We start from the raw sequence: 15,571 nt of genomic DNA on the forward strand, positions 1-15,571 counted from the left end.
AAGCGCAATGTCCTCTCGTCAGATCAGCAGGGTGGTATCGGCGAATACGATGCTTTCAACGTAGTAAAGCTCGTCCACATCTCCGAACGTGAGGTCGGTCACCGTGACGTGAGTAGCGCTGTTGGTGACAATCGCGAAGTCCGCCGAAGTACGGCCCGACACATCTAATGTGTCCGTGCCGGCCCCACCATAAATATCGTCACTGCCTGCCCCGAAGATAAACGTGTCGTCGCCATCTTGGCCCATCAGCGTATCATCACCCCCAAGGCCGTTGATCTCGTCCGCCCCGTCGCCCCCCCTGATAAGGTTCGCGTTCCCATCGCCTTCGAGTGTATCACCGAAGCCGGTGCCGATGAGGTTTTCAAAACCTGACACCACGTCTCCGGCGGCATCGCCATCCGTGCCGACCCCGGCATCCAGCGAAACGCTTACCGGCCCTTCGCCGCCACGATAATCCAGCCAGTCGATCCCAAGCCCGCCGTCCATCGTGTCGGCACCCATACCGCCACGAAAGACCTCATCGACGGCGACGGAGTTGGACCCGGTCAAATTATCGGCAAAGTCTGACCCCATGACGCCCTCGAAACCGGTAAAGCTGTCGCCCGTCGCCCACCCCGCTGCGACCGACGTGCCAGTGTCGATCGTGACGGCTGCGGATGCGTCGCGGTAGTCAAGCCAATCGAAGCCCGCGCCGCCGTCCATCGTATCATTGCCTTCGCCGCCACGAATGATGTTGTCATTCGCATCGCCTGTCAGGCTGTCCGCTTCGGCGGTTCCCAACAGGTTCGGAAGGCCCGAGACCGTATCGCCGACAGCGTCGCCACCCAGGAAAGTGCCGTTCAGCAGGTTGACGGTCACGGCCTCGGACCCGCGATAATCCAACCAGTCTTCGCCCGTGCCGGTTAATACATCGGCCCCTGCGCCGCCACGCAGGACGTTGACCACCGCGCTGCTACCCGTCAGCGTATCATCACCACCGGAGCCCATGAGATTTTCAATACTGTTCAGCACGTCGCCTTCAGCGGCCCCCCCGGACGCCACGCCCGTGGCCAGGTTAACCGAGACGGGAACAGCTGAATCGCGATAGTCTGCCCAGTCAGCACCGGCCATACCGGAAAGCCTGTCGGCCCCCAAACCACCGCGCAAGACGTTGACCTCGCTGTTGCCGGTCAAATCGTCAGAAAACCCCGTGCCGATCAGATTTTCGATCGCTGACAGCGTATCGTTGCCCGCCGCGCCGACAGCCGTTCCGGCGTTGAGGTCGATCTGCACCGCACCGCCCGCACCGCGATAATCGGCCCAGTCGCGCCCATCACCGCCAACAATGCTGTCGTCGCCATCTCCGCCACGCAAGGTATCGCCATCCACAGAGCCTATGAGCGTGTCATTTTGGGCGCTGCCCAGAACACGCTCGATACCCGTGAAACTGTCGCCGGCGGCATCGCCACCGCTGGACGTTCCGGCCCCCAGGTCGACTGTCACGCCGACGGTGGAATCCGCATAGGACAGCCAGTCAAGCCCGTCGCCGCCGTTCAGCGTATCCCCCGCGCCACGCCCTTGCAGCACATCGTTTCCGGCCAGCGCGTTGATCACTTCCGCCCCGCCTGAACCGCTTAGCACGTCATCGAAGGCACTGCCGGTCAGGATCTGGAAATTTGCCAGCACGTCACCCAAGGCCGCACCGCCATTGTCGGCAGAGTCGGCAAGGTCCACGACAACTCCGCTCGTAGCGGCCGCGTAAGTAATGCTGTTTGTTCCGACCCCGCCGTCAAACGTATCGGTCCCTGGGGTGGGCGTGAACAGGTCGTCATTGTCCACGCCGTCAATGCGCAATGTCACGGTCGCCGTGCTGAGCCCGCCAAGCTGGTAGGTGAAAGTCTCGGTCAGAACATCGCCCAACGGCAGCCATTGGTTATCCGCATTGATCGTGTAGGTCAGCTTTCCATCGGACCCCAGATTGACGGTGTTCCCCGATCCCAGCACGACATCGGCACCGACGCCAAGGGCGCTGCCATTGACCTGCGTCACCACGCCGCCAAGCGGCGCGAACACGTCGATCAGCGTGGGATTGGCGGCAAAGACATCAAGCCCCGCGACGGCCCCTGTCACCGTATCGGCAAAGGTGAACAGGTCATCAACAGCCGTCAGAACGTCGTCATCGGTCACATCCAGCGTTTCGCTGTCGCCCGTATAGCCAGCGGCGGACACGCTGAGCGTTGCGGTCTGCGTGCCGTCCAACACAGCATCGTCAACGCCCTGCACAGAGAATGTCGCAGAACTGTTTCCCGCAAGGATCGTCACTGTCGCCGGAACAGAGGTTTCGCTAGGATCATCTGTCCCGATTGTAACAATCAACGCATCGGTGGTCGCGCCATCGCGTGTCACCGTTCCGGTGGCCGTGCCGCCATTCTCGGAAATCGAGGATTGATCAATCGTAAGCGTAAGCTCGGGATCGTTCACGATGTCAACCGCGACGCTTCCCAGTGCTGTCGTGTTGACGCCGTCGAAACCGGTAAAACTCAGCGCGTCGGCATCGTCGCCCGACAGGTCCGCCTGCCCCAGATATGTGATGTTGCCCGCGACATTCAGATAGTCGTTGATAGCTGCCTGCGTGCCACTCAGCGTAACGGTATTGGTATCCACCAGAGTCGCGACAACGCCCAGCCCGGCCCCGTTCGCGACGCTTTGGAACGTACCGGTCGCAGCATCAATCGTCAGAGTGTTGATCGCATCTTCTTCGTCGGAATAGTCAAGCTGACTAAGGTCCAGACCTACGACGGTATCTTCGGCAACGCTCAGATCCGGGGTCAGGCCGGCCAGCTCCGGCGCATCATCGGTCAGCGTCACCGCAACATTTACCGTCACCGCCTGCACGTTGCTTCCATCCGACAGGGACAGCACAATGTCATAACTCGACAGAATCCCGGCGCCGCCATCGGCCCAAGCCACGTTGCCGTCGATGATATCCTGTTGGGTGAACGTATCATTCGCCGCCAGCGGCGTTCCCGACAGCGTCAGCGTACCGGCCGCGGGCAGGCTGGTGACGGTATAGGTCAGCGTGTCGCCTTCGGCATCGGTGGCCAGCAACATCGCGGTCGTCAGTGTTACGCTCGCCTCTTCCGAGACAGCCAGGCCGGTGTTTACATCCACCGTCGGTGCAGTATCGCCCAACGGGCCCGATGGAAAAGTCTGCGCAACAGTGTGCGAGAGCGTCCAGTTGGACTCGTCACTGATTGCAGTCAGCAATGCAGGAAATGACAGGTTGGTGGGGCCGGAATAAACGCCGTTTTCATATTCGGGAACCGAGACAACCGGATTTTCGCCCAGAGAGATGGCGTTGACCCCATCGATCAGCCCGATCGGCACAAGGGAATTTCCAGTTGTATCAGCGTAGATTGTATCAAAATTGGTGGCATCGAAATGCAGCGCGAAGACATTGCTAACAGCTGCCCCGCTGATATCTGCGACACCTTGATACAGCATGATCTGGTCGCCGGCGCTCGACGGGCCGAAACTGCCCGTAAAATAGCCGTCGAGCACGGGAAAGAAATCATCTCCACCATTGGTCAGCAGATCATCATAGGTGATAACAGTGCCCGCAGGCAGATCCGTAGGCGCGATCCAGCGGCCCGCACCTTCGCTGGAACGGAAGGTCGTCCCGGTCCAGCCGCCATCGGTAAACCGCAATTCGGTCCCCGCAACCACATCTCTGAGCAAAACAAAGGCAAAACTATCGGCACCGATTGAATTGTAGCCGATGATTGCCGCGCCGCCAGCCGACAATGCCGTTCCACCACCTGCGGCGATCCCGGTTCCACTGATATCGAAGCTGTAGGCGCTTTCGTCAGCGTCGTCAGAGTTGACCGTGATGGTCGCATCCTGCCGTCCGGCGGCTGACGGATCAAACGTGACCGTCACCGTGGTCGAGGCCCCGGCAGCCACACTGGAGGCCGGGGCACTTGTGATGGAAAATTGTGCGGCATCGGCACCGCTCACATCAACGGAGGCGATGTTCAGCGTCCCGCTACCGGTGTTGCGGATCGTGTAGGTCGCCGTAACCCCGCCATCACCGACACCGACGGGAGAAAAGATCGTGGCATCGTCCCATGACGGCGTGCTGTCGCCCAAAGCGATGGGAACGGCATTGCCCAGCACGTCAATCTCTGGTGCGACCGGCCCGCCGGTCGGCACATAAGGCCCCGCTGGCAACGTTTGTGGCGTATCCGATCCGGTCCAGTTGCTTTCGTTGTTGATCGACTGGCGCAGCAGATCCTCGGTCGCCTGAACAGAGGGTGTCCACACGCCGCTGTCGAACTCTGACGCACCATTACCGAAAGAGATCGCGGTATCCCCGTCAACCAGCCCCGTCGGCAGCAGCGAGGCACCGGACCCGTCTACATAGACACTGTCGAACGTGTCCGAATCAAAGTGGATCGCGGCGATGTTCGTGCTCGCATTGCCAGCCACATTCGCCGTTCCCTGATAGGCAATGATCTGGTCGCCAGAGGTGCCAATGTCGAAGCTACCCGTAAAATACCCGGTATCCGTCTCGGAGAAATCCACCCCGCCATTTTCGGAAGCATCATCATAGGTAATCACGGTGCCGGCGCTCAGATCCGACGGTGCCGTCCATTGCATCGCCCCTTCCGTTGAACGGAAGGTCGTCCCGGTCCAGCCGCCATCGGTAAACTTGATGGTGGTGCCGGCCGTCACATCGGTCATCAGAACGAATGCGAAGGCGTCAGGCTGATCCGCGTTATATCCGACAAAGGCAATGTCGCCGGCCGCAAGCGTGGTGGCAGAGCCGGGATTGGCACCGGATGCGTAGACATCGAAACTGTAGCTCGGTTCGTCCGCGTCATCACTGTTGACGGTGATCGTGGCGGTGCGTGCGCCGCCGGCCGATGGGTTGAACTGAACTGTCAACAGCGCGCTGGAAGACCCCGCGATAGCCCCCACAGGCGAGGTCGTGACCGAGAAGTCACCGGCATGCGCCCCGGTAATCTGAACCGAAGACACGTTCAGCGGATCACCGCCCTGGTTCGCGACAGAGTAGTTGCGGCTTGTGGTCCCGCCTGTCACCTCTACCGCGCCAAAGACCGTGCCATCAACGATGGTGGGTGTGGAATCGCCGTCGACAATCTCGTTCGCGCCGCCCAGAACAGCGATTTCCTGCGGCGGCAGATCAGCCGAGATCGAGAACGCCGCAACAAACGGGGATGTCGGGTAAGCCGTGTTCTGCCCGACCCAGTTGCTCGCCGTGTTGATCGCGCCCAGCAAGAAGTCGGCGGTGCCACTGGTTGGACCGTTATAATAGCCGTTGTCGAATTCATCGACCACGCCGGTATCAATAAAATGCAACGCATTCACGCCATCGGTCAGACCCGGAGGAAGTTGCGCATCCGATCCGCTTGCTGCCGGATCCCAGCCATCGGGCCGGGTATTCAGCGCCGCGATCGGCGTCTCGCCCGCGCCTGCATTGCCCTGGAACGCGATAAGTTGGTCGCCTGACGTGGAATAAGAGAAGTTATTGAGAAAGAAGCCGCCATTGGTATCGAACGAGGCATTGCCGACGCTGGCCGTGATCGTGTTGGCATTCGCGTTTGCGGCGATTGACACGACCGTGCCTGCCGTCAGTGCCGATCCCGAGACCCAGCGGATATTGCCTTCGTCACCGCGCAGGGCACCGGACTGATACTCACTGTCGGTGATGTTGATCACGGTCGATGCATCGACATCCCGCAACAGCACGAAGGCAAAGCTGTCATCCAGCGAGCTTAAGACGCTTTCGCCAGTGTATCCGATGAAAGCAATGTCACCCGCAGAGAGCGTGGTCATGTCAGGTATTCCTTATTTTTCCGGGCAATGCATCCGAACCATCATCGTCCAGATGCGGAATGAACGTGTCAATAACCCATACAACCGTAATGAATTAACTCAAACCAATAATACTCTATTAAGGCGAGCGTACAAAGCCGACTTTTCTGGGCCTGCATCGCAGACCTGCCTGAAATGCCAAACAATATCAGAAGCTTACTGAATACATGCAGCCGCGCAGCTTCGCGGAAAACGGAATTCGTTTACTTCTTCAAATCAGAAAAGCTATGAGCCAACTGTTCGGCTGACGCCTGCAACAGGGACATATCGACCCCCACGGCGACAAACTGCGCGCCACGCGCGGTCACGCGTCGGATCAGGTCGGCATTGAACGTCAGGATACCCGCGGGCAGACCCGCAGCCACGATACGCGCCGTGGCATCCTCGATCACATCCATCACTTCGGGGTGGGTTGGCTGGCCGGGAAACCCCATGCTCGCGGCGAGATCGGCGGGACCAATGAAAATGCCATCGACGCCTTCAACCGCAGCGATTTCTTCCAATTGCTCCAGCGCCCGACGGGTTTCTGCCTGCACCAGAACGCAGATCTCTTCGGCGGCACGGGCCGCGTAACCTTCGACCTTGCCATAGCGCGACGCCCGCGTTGTGCCCGCGACGCCGCGAATGCCTTCGGGCGGATAACGCGTCGCGGCGACAGCGGCGCGCGCTTCTTCGGCGGTATTGACCATCGGCAACAGCAGCGACTGCGCGCCAATATCCAGAAAACGCTTGATAATCACCGGATCATTCACCGGCGGCCGCACCACCATATGCGAAGATGTGCCACGGGTCGCTTGCAATTGGCTCGCCACGATCCGCAGATCCGAGGGTGAATGTTCCGTGTCCAGCAGGATCCAGTCATAGCCGGTTTCGGCCAGCATCTCGGCAATGAACGGATCCGGCAACATCGACCAGAGACCAAGCTGCACCCTGCCCTCTTTCAACGCCTGTTTGAAAGGATTGCGCGGCAGGTCGGTCATGGCACTGTCTCCGGGGAGTGCGTTGGAATGCGGCCCGAACATATCCGGGCCGCATCGTCGTTAAGGATCAGGCCAGATCGCCGGGCAGCAACGCGGCAGGCATGTTCTGATAGCAGACCGGACGCAGGAACCGGCGGATCGCCATTGTACCAACGCTGGTCGCACCAAAGTTCGTCGACGCGGGATAAGGCCCGCCATGCACCATCGTGTCGGACACTTCGACACCTGTGGGGAAGCCGTTGGCCAGCAACCGGCCTGCCTTGCGCTCCAGCACGGGCATCAGCTTCTTGCCGTGCTCGGTATCTCCATCTTCCAGATGCAGCGTGCAGGTCAGCTGTCCTTTCAGGGACTTGGCGATCGTGACCATCTCATCGACATCGGCGACGCGCACGACCAGACCCAGCGGGCCGAAGACCTCTTCGCCAAGCGCGTGATTGCCCAACCATTCCTTGCCGGTCGTGGCAAACAGATAGGGCGTCGCATTGCGGTTATCACAGGTCGAGGTCAGCAGCTCCTGTACACCCGTGACACCTGCAACCCGGTCGCGCCCCTGACGGTAGGCAGACGCGATCCCGTCGGTCAGCATGGTCTGCGCGCCCATCGGCTCCAGCGCCTTGGTTGCGGCCTCGATGAAGGCATCGGCGTCCGGCCCGTCAATCACCACGGCAATGCCGGGATTGGTGCAGAACTGGCCCGCGCCCATGGTCAGCGACCCGGCCCAGCCTTCTGCCAGTGCCCCACCGCGGGCCTTCAGCGCCTCTGGCAACAGGAACATCGGGTTGACGCTGCCCAGTTCGCCGAAGAACGGGATCGGCTCGTCGCGCTGCGCGCACAGGTCAAACAGCGCACGTCCACCGCCCAGCGACCCGGTGAAGCCCACCGCCTTGATCAGCGGATGCTGCACAAGGGCTGTGCCGACATCGCGCTTGCCGCCCTGAATGAGGCTGAAGACACCAGGATGCATGCCGCAGCTTTGGATGGCGGCGTGAATGGCTTCGGCCACGATCTCGCCGGTGCCGGGATGCGCGGAGTGGCCCTTGACCACCACCGGGCAACCTGCCGCCAGCGCCGAGGCCGTGTCGCCACCAGCCGTCGAGAAAGCCAACGGGAAGTTCGACGCGCCGAACACCGCGATGGGACCGATGGGGCGCTGCACCAGTTGCAGGTCGGGGCGCGGCAGAGGTTCGCGATCCGGCAGCGCCTTGTCATGGCGTCGGTCGAGATAGTCGCCCTTTACGATATGGTCCGCGAACAGGCGCAACTGGCCGGCGGTGCGGCCACGTTCCCCCTGAAGGCGCGCCTCTGGCAGCCCGGTTTCCTGCGTGCCGATCTCGGTGATGGCATCGCCGCGCGCGTCAATCTCGTCGGCGATGGCGTTCAGGAACTTCGCGCGTTCTTCGCGGGTCGAATAACCATAGCTCCAGAAGGCCTCTTCCGCGGCGATGCACGCGGCATCAACCAAAGCAGGCGTGCCGACGCTGTAGTCATGCGCCGGGCCATGCGCCGGTTCCGAAGAGAATGTGGCATCGCCCGCAACCCACTCACCTGCGATCAGATGTTTGCCGTGAGGCGTGAATGTCGATTTGTCCAGCATGGTCGCTTCCTTTTCATATCATGTCGAATGCCCGCCCCGCACTGGTCGAGTAAGGCTATTATACTTGGATAGAGTGCGGCAGTGACGGTTTCCTGACCAAGACCTGTGCCACCGACCTGCCGGAGTCAACCCGGTTTCCCGGCGCGTTCAGGTCAGCAGCATTTAACGACCGTTGGCCTTGCGCCATTCGGCGAACACTTCCAGATTGGCCTCGTCAGTTGCAGGATAGAGCCCGATTATCGTCTGACCGTCACGAACCCGCTCGACCACGAAATCCTCGTATGCGGTCATCTCTGTCGCCTCGACGGCGACCTCATCGGCAATACCAGCCGGAATTATGATGACGCTGTCATCATCGCCCACCACGATGTCGCCGGGAAAGACTGCCGCATCGCCACAACCGATGGGCACGTTGATGTCAATCGCCTCGTTGAGGGTCAGGTTGGTGGGGCTGGACGCGCGGCTGTGATAGGCTGGCATATCAAGCGCGCCAATCGACATGGAATCGCGAAACCCGCCATCCGTTACAACGCCCTCGCCGCCGCGCACCATCAGCCGGGTGATGAGAATGTCACCCGCACTAGCCGCGCGTGCATCCTTGCGGCTGTCCATCACCAGGACATGCCCCTTGGGGCATTGTTCGATCGCCACCCGCTGGGGATGTTCCGGGTTGCGGAACTCTGCCAGAGTATTGCGATCCTCACGGGCGGGCATGTAACGTAGAGTGAACGCCGGGCCGACCATGTTGCGGCCCTTGCGCGCCACGGGGCGCACATCCTGAATGACCTGATTGCGAAGCCCGCGTTTGTACAGTGCCGTCGCCAAAGTCGCGACGGAAACTTGGCGCAGCCGTTCGATTGTGTCGGTGTTCATCGTCCTACCATCCGTTATTACTCCACAGCCGAACCGGTGGTCCGGCGGTTTACTGCCCAGCCGGGGGCCTGCGTCAACGACGCAAAACCCCGCCTAAGCCAATCAGGGACGCGCATCCGCCCGCCCGTGGTCTCTTTCGCTATCCCGTAATTCCGGCGAGACGCCGTGATCCGGGCCGCCACCATCAGTTGATCTCTGGCTCCGGCACCGGACCGCCAAAGTCGGTCCGGAGGAAATCGAAATCGCAGCCCTTGTCGGCCTGTTCGACATGGGAAGAAAACATCTTGCCATAACCACGTTCGTAGCGCGGCGCGGGGGCCTGCCACGTCGCACGTCGTTCGGCAAGTTCTGCTTCGCTGAGCGCGACGTTCAGGGTGCGGTTGGGAATGTCCATCTCGATAATGTCGCCGGTTTCGATCAGGGCAAGCGGCCCGCCGACAAAGGACTCGGGCGCGACATGCAACACGCAGGCGCCATAGGACGTGCCGGACATACGCGCATCAGACAGGCGGACCATGTCGCGGTGGCCGTCTTTCAGCAGCGCCTTGGGCATCGGGATCATGCCCCATTCCGGCATCCCCGGCCCGCCTTGCGGCCCGGCATTGCGCAGCACCATGACATGATCGGGCGTCATCGGGTAATCTTCGTCATTGATGATCTTCTTGAGCTCGGCATAGCTGTCGGCGACGATCGCCGGTCCCTTATGCGTCTGGAATTTGGGGTCCATTGCCGCCGGCTTTATCACGGCACCGTCGGGGGCAAGATTGCCCTTCAGCACGGCAAGGCTGCCCTCGTGGTAAACCGGGTTCGAGAGCGGTCGGATCACATCGTTATTGTAGTTCTGGGCGTCCGCGATGGTTTCTCCCAGCGTCTTGCCCGTGACTGTGGTCACGCCCAGATCCAGCTTGTCGCCCAATTCTTTCATCAGCGCAGGAAGGCCGCCTGCATAAAAGAAATCCTCCATCAGGTATTCCGGGCCGGTCGGGCGGATATTGGCCAGCACCGGCGTGGTGTGGCCGATCTCGTCCAGATGCTCCAGCGTCAGGGGCACACCGGCGCGGCGCGCCATCGCGATCAGGTGGATGATCGCATTGGTGGAACAGCCCGTCGCCATCGCCACGGTCACCGCGTTGCGCGTGCTTTCCCATGTGATGATCTTGTCTGGTGTCAGATCCTCCCAAACCATGTCCACCGCGCGGCGCCCGCAGGCGGCGGCCATGCGTTTATGCCCCGCATCCGGCGCAGGGATCGAGGAAGCACCGGGCAACGTCAGGCCAAAGCCTTCGGCAATCGACATCATCGTGCTGGCGGTGCCCATGGTCATGCAAGTGCCATAACTGCGGGCAATACCGCCCTGCACCCCGTCCCATTGCTCTTTGTTGATCGTACCCGCCCTGCGTTCGTCCCAGTATTTCCAGACATCCGTGCCGGAACCCAGCTTTTCACCGGCGTAATTGCCCCGCAACATCGCACCCGCAGGCATGAAGATGAACGGCAGCCCCATGCTGACCGCCCCCATCACCAGCGCGGGCGTGGATTTGTCACAGCCGCCCATCAACACCACGCCGTCGATGGGATGACTGCGCAGGGTTTCCTCGACCTCCAGCGCGCCCATGTTGCGATATAACATGGATGTTGGCTTCAGGAACTGTTCGCTGAAGGAATGCACCGGCATTTCGACCGGCGTGCCGCCTGCTTGCAGAACGCCGCGTTTCACCCACTCTGCGCGGTCGCGCAGATGGTGATGGCAGGGCGAGAGGTCCGACCATGTATTGATCACGGCGATGATCGGCTTGCCTTCCCAGTCGTCGGCGTTCCACCCCATCTGCATCGCGCGGCTGCGATGCCCCATGGAACGCAGGTCGTCCGGCGCAAACCAGCGCGCAGAGCGAAGGTCTTCGGGCTTTTTGGTCGTGGTCATGTCTTCCCCTCAGGAAATCGGTGTCGCAAAGGTGAACAGCACCCAGATCAGAACAGCAGCCAGCACCACGCCGGCGATCCACGGCCACTTGCCGTAGCCGTCGATGTCTTCGCGTGTGTCGCGTCCAATCATGTGTCACCTCTTTTTTGAGTCACATCTCAGTTCAGCACTTCTGGCAGCCAGAGCGCAATTTGCGGAAAGCTCATCACCAGCACCAGACCGACGATCTGAAGGGCGATGAAGGGCAGAACGGCGAGGAAGATCTCTTGCAGGGTGACATCCTTGGGGGCCACCGATTTCAACCAGAAACAGGCCGGACCAAAAGGCGGCGACAGGAAATAGATCTGGATGTTCATCACGAACAGGATGCCGAACCAGATCTTCGCCTGATCCTCTGTCAGGCCAAGTTCGGGTGCCAGCGTCATCACCACCGGCGCAAAGACCGGGACGGTGATGAAGACGATAGCGATCCATTCCATGAATGTGCCCAACACCATCAGGATCAGCATCATCACGATGATCGTGCCCATCGCCGACAGGCCGAGGCCAAGGAACATCGAGCGCATGAACTCTGCCCCGCCGACAAGGTTGAAGATGCCAACAAAGCTGACCGCGCCCAGCACCAGCCAGATGATCGTGCCCACCGTGGTCATCGTGCCCAGCATGGCCGCCGACAGCACCTCCCAGTTAAAGCGGTTGCGCACCGCCGCCACGACAAGCGAGCCGATGCAGCCCACGGCCGCCGCCTCTGTCACCGATGCGACCCCACCATAAATCGAGCCCATAACCGCGCCGATCAGCAGGATGCACAGGATCACCGCGGTCAACCGGTCCTTGGACAGGCGTTTCTCCTCGCCGCCGGACTTGGCGGCCACCTCGGCGGCGGTCGGTGCCAGCGAGTGATTGAGGTTGACCCGGATCAGCACATAACCGGCATAGAACACCGCCAGCATGATGCCCGGCACCGCGCCCGCCATGAACAGATCGCCGATGCCGACCTCTGCCGACAACCCGTAGACGATCATGATGATCGAGGGCGGTATCAGCGTCGCCAGTGCACCTGCGGCGCAAATCAGGCCAATGGTCAGCTTGCGGTCATAGCCCAGCCGGAACATCTGCGGCAGAGCCACCAGGCCCAGCATCACGATTTCGCCGCCCATCACACCGGACATAGCGGCAAGAATGACGGCCACAACGGTGGTTTGCACCGCGACACCGCCCCGCAGATTGCCCGCAAAGATCGACATCGCGTCGAACAGGTCTTCAGCAATCCCTGCGCGTTCCAGGATCGAGGCCATCAGCACGAAAAACGGCACCGCGACCAGCGTGTAATGCTCTAACAGCCCTGCCGCATTGGAACTGACCAGAAACAACCCGCGTGGCCCGAAAAAGGTGATCGCCATGATGACAGAGACGATCAGCGTGACGATGCCCAGCGGCATGCCGGTCATCATCAGTGCGACCAACAGCACCACCATGATGATCGAGACAGTGCCCAGATCCATCGCCCGCATGTTCAGCGCCTTGGACGGGTCCAACGCCTTGCCGATGCCAGAGAATCCGTCGGAAATCGCTGCGGCCCAGGAAATGTCAAATGCCTGCCCCAGCAAGGCCGAAACAAAATAGATCAGCATGAACGCCGCCAGAAGCTTGACCGCCAGTCGCGCCCCGCCGGATCTCACATGCCGGTGAAGATTCACCGTCAATTGGGTGAGATACAGGAAGGCACCGACAACCATCACCGTCTTCAGCACCATCGGCAGCGGAGAGTTGAAGGCCGATCCGGACTTTTCGACGCGCTCGATGCTGACATAGGCCCGGATCGAGGCATCCGTGAGCAGCATGTAAAGCGCCACGATGCCAACCAGCATCGCGAACAGATCCAGCCACCAGCGTTGCCGGTCACTTGCCATGACATGAAAAACCGTGATGCCGATATGGCGTTGCTTCAGCGTGATATAACCCGACGACAGCATCCATGCGCTGGCGCACAGCATCATCACCGTCTCGAACGCCCAATAGGTCGGCGCGTTCAGTGCATAGCGGGAGAACACCTCGTACAAGGTGGCGGCCGCAGCCACCAGATAGAAAACCGAAATGCCGATGCCCAATGTGTGACTGAAATGGTCAACCACATTATAACTATCGCGGCTCAGGTCTTCCTCGCCGTGCAGCGGGTCATCTCCAGCCACCTCCAGCGGTGCCGTCTCCAGATGTTCGTCATATTCACGGCTCATGCCGGATGCCCCCGTTGCCCACCTTTTCCGGCGAGTCGATCCGTCGTGTCACCCGTCCCGGACTTGATCCGGGACCTCTGCGTCGGCGGCCTTGGCTGACAGGAGGTCCCGGATCAAGTCCGGGACGGACCTTGTAGAAATGTCGGGTTACAGCAGCCCGGCATCTTTCATAAATTTGACGTGCGCATCATAGACTTCCTGCGCCAGATCGGTCTGCGCGGCAAAGTCGCTCCACGCTTCCTGAGCGATCACGCGAAACTTGTCGCGCTCGGCCTGGGGCCAGTCAATGACGGTCAATTCACCCGCCGCTTTATCGCGTGCGACCAACTGACGGTCGAGACGATCGAAATACTGCCGCAACCCGTTATATGCCGCCAGATACCACGTCTCCAGCGCCGCTTTCTCTGCATCCGTCAGCTCTTCCCAGACCATCTCGGACACGGTGAATTGCAGGATCGGGGTGGAGTGGATGCCCGGAAAGATCGGGAACTTTGCGATCTTGTGCATCCCGTTGGAATCGTTGTTGGCATAGGCAGAATTATCCGCAGCATCGATCACGCCTTTTTCAAGCGCGCCGTAGGTTTCCGACCCCGACATCGACACAGGCGCAGCGCCTGCGCGTTTGAACACGTCTGCGGCAAGGCCTTCGGGCGAGCGGATTTTCAAACCCTTCAGGTCGGCCACGCCATTGACCGGCACTTTCGAGACAAAGGCCTCTCTCGCATAGGCACCGCACCCCACGACATGCACGCCGGGGAAGTGGGCATCATACAGCTTTTGCAGCATTTCCTTGCCACCGCCCTGCGCGCAGAACGCCTGGATCTGGTCGGCAGAGTCGTAGCCCGCGATCAGATCGCCCATCAGTGCAAAGGCAGGATCGATCCCGGCGAAATAGTTGATCGAGGTCAGATCACCGTCGAGAATACCAACGCCAATTGCCTCTGCCGTTTCGCGGCGCGGCACGACGGCATCAACAGGCAGCAATTCGACCGACAAGGACCCGCCGGTCATCGCCTCCAGCTTCGGGACCCATTCCTCGTTCAGATAGGCGAGCGATGCGTGACTGGCGTTGGAACTTGTCTGGATCTTCAAGGTACGATCCGCGGCCGTTGCCGCATTGGCCGCAAGCGTGAAGCCCGCAACCAGAGTGACGGCCTTGGCGACCGAAACAATCATAGACGATTTCATTGGTTTCCTCCCTAAAATCTTGTCGCACCTGCAATCCGTTCCAGGCTTTTCTTCAGAAACGACTAGGCAACTAATATATCAGTGAGATAGGCTAGGCAACGACTCATTCACCCTAGGTCACGAGACAAGCGCGACACAGAGATGTAGAGAGACGCGCATGAAACTGACACACAGCACAACTGAACAAGGCCTCTTTGCCGCTGCGGACGGCGCGCCGCCCGGCGCGTCTGCGGCCCAGCGGGTCTATGCGAACCTGCGTCAGCGCATCGTGAACCTAGAGCTGAAACCCGACAGCACCCTATCGCGCAACGCATTGGCGAAACATTACAACGTCAGCCAGACTCCGCTTCGTGAGGCCATGCAAAAGCTTGAACAGGACGGGCTTGTGCGAATCTTTCCGCAGTCTGGCACGGTTGTCGCCCGCATCGACGTCAAGCAGTTGCACGAAACCCAGTTCCTTCGCGTCGCCCTCGAAATCGAGGTCGTCCGACGCCTCGCAACTGACCCGGATGCAACGACCTTGCACCGCGCCCGAGTTCTTCTGGACATGCAGAAGGCGCTACGCGACAGGCCGGAACAGGCTGATATGTTCAGCGATCTCGACAAGGCGTTTCACCGGGCGTTGTTCGAAGGCGTCGGCATGATTGCCTTGCACCATAATCTTGAAGGCAGGCTGGGCCATCTGGCACGATGCCAGCGTCTCGAACTGCCCATGGCTGGCAAAATGATCGGTGTATTGGATGGCCACAAGGCGGTGCTGGACGCCATTGATGCGGGCAACGCAGACGGCGCGGCCCAGCAGATGCGCAAACACCTGACCGGGACGATCCTGCGGATTTCCGTGCTGCAAGAAGAATTCCCTGACTATTTCACTTCTGAACAGTTGTAGGATTTGCAAGAT

At 60.5% G+C, this 15,571-nt stretch carries 9 protein-coding genes; 1 reads left to right on the forward strand and 8 read right to left on the reverse strand.

From position 1 onward, the window contains the following. Window positions 1–18 precede the first annotated feature (18 nt). The 8 genes from DMZ65_RS12420 to DMZ65_RS12455 form a co-directional block, all read right to left on the reverse strand. Window positions 19–5,838, reverse strand: coding sequence for a beta strand repeat-containing protein (locus DMZ65_RS12420; RefSeq protein ID WP_116599199.1), 5,820 nt, complete (start codon window positions 5,836–5,838; stop codon window positions 19–21). A gap of 242 nt (window positions 5,839–6,080) precedes the next feature. After that, a complete protein-coding gene (locus DMZ65_RS12425) occupies window positions 6,081–6,857 on the reverse strand; it encodes an HpcH/HpaI aldolase family protein (protein WP_116599200.1) in 777 nt (258 codons plus the stop codon). Between the two features lie 67 nt (window positions 6,858–6,924). After that, window positions 6,925–8,451: an aldehyde dehydrogenase (NADP(+)) gene (locus DMZ65_RS12430; protein WP_116599201.1), complete on the reverse strand. Its 1,527-nt coding sequence runs from the start codon at window positions 8,449–8,451 to the stop codon at window positions 6,925–6,927. A 162-nt stretch (window positions 8,452–8,613) separates the two neighbouring features. Continuing rightward, window positions 8,614–9,324 (reverse strand): ribonuclease activity regulator RraA, encoded by a 711-nt coding sequence (locus DMZ65_RS12435; RefSeq protein ID WP_116599202.1) that lies wholly within the window; start codon window positions 9,322–9,324, stop codon window positions 8,614–8,616. Window positions 9,325–9,508: 184 nt separating this feature from the next. After that, complete coding sequence (araD, locus tag DMZ65_RS12440) at window positions 9,509–11,245, reverse strand: L-arabinonate dehydratase (protein ID WP_116599203.1); 1,737 nt, start codon at window positions 11,243–11,245, stop codon at window positions 9,509–9,511. Window positions 11,246–11,254: 9 nt separating this feature from the next. Beyond that, complete coding sequence (locus tag DMZ65_RS12445; protein ID WP_116599204.1) at window positions 11,255–11,377, reverse strand: dihydroxy-acid dehydratase; 123 nt, start codon at window positions 11,375–11,377, stop codon at window positions 11,255–11,257. 26 nt (window positions 11,378–11,403) lie between these two features. Next, window positions 11,404–13,482 (reverse strand): TRAP transporter large permease subunit, encoded by a 2,079-nt coding sequence (locus DMZ65_RS12450; RefSeq protein ID WP_116599205.1) that lies wholly within the window; start codon window positions 13,480–13,482, stop codon window positions 11,404–11,406. A 147-nt stretch (window positions 13,483–13,629) separates the two neighbouring features. Continuing rightward, window positions 13,630–14,670: a TRAP transporter substrate-binding protein gene (locus DMZ65_RS12455; protein ID WP_116599206.1), complete on the reverse strand. Its 1,041-nt coding sequence runs from the start codon at window positions 14,668–14,670 to the stop codon at window positions 13,630–13,632. A gap of 157 nt (window positions 14,671–14,827) precedes the next feature. Here DMZ65_RS12455 and DMZ65_RS12460 point away from each other — a divergent pair, with 157 nt between their 5' ends. Next, window positions 14,828–15,559: a GntR family transcriptional regulator gene (locus DMZ65_RS12460; protein ID WP_116599207.1), complete on the forward strand. Its 732-nt coding sequence runs from the start codon at window positions 14,828–14,830 to the stop codon at window positions 15,557–15,559. Window positions 15,560–15,571: the final 12 nt, after the last annotated feature.

Origin of the sequence: Primorskyibacter marinus (assembly GCF_003313245.1) — a bacterium.
Taxonomy (GTDB): domain Bacteria; phylum Pseudomonadota; class Alphaproteobacteria; order Rhodobacterales; family Rhodobacteraceae; genus Primorskyibacter; species Primorskyibacter marinus.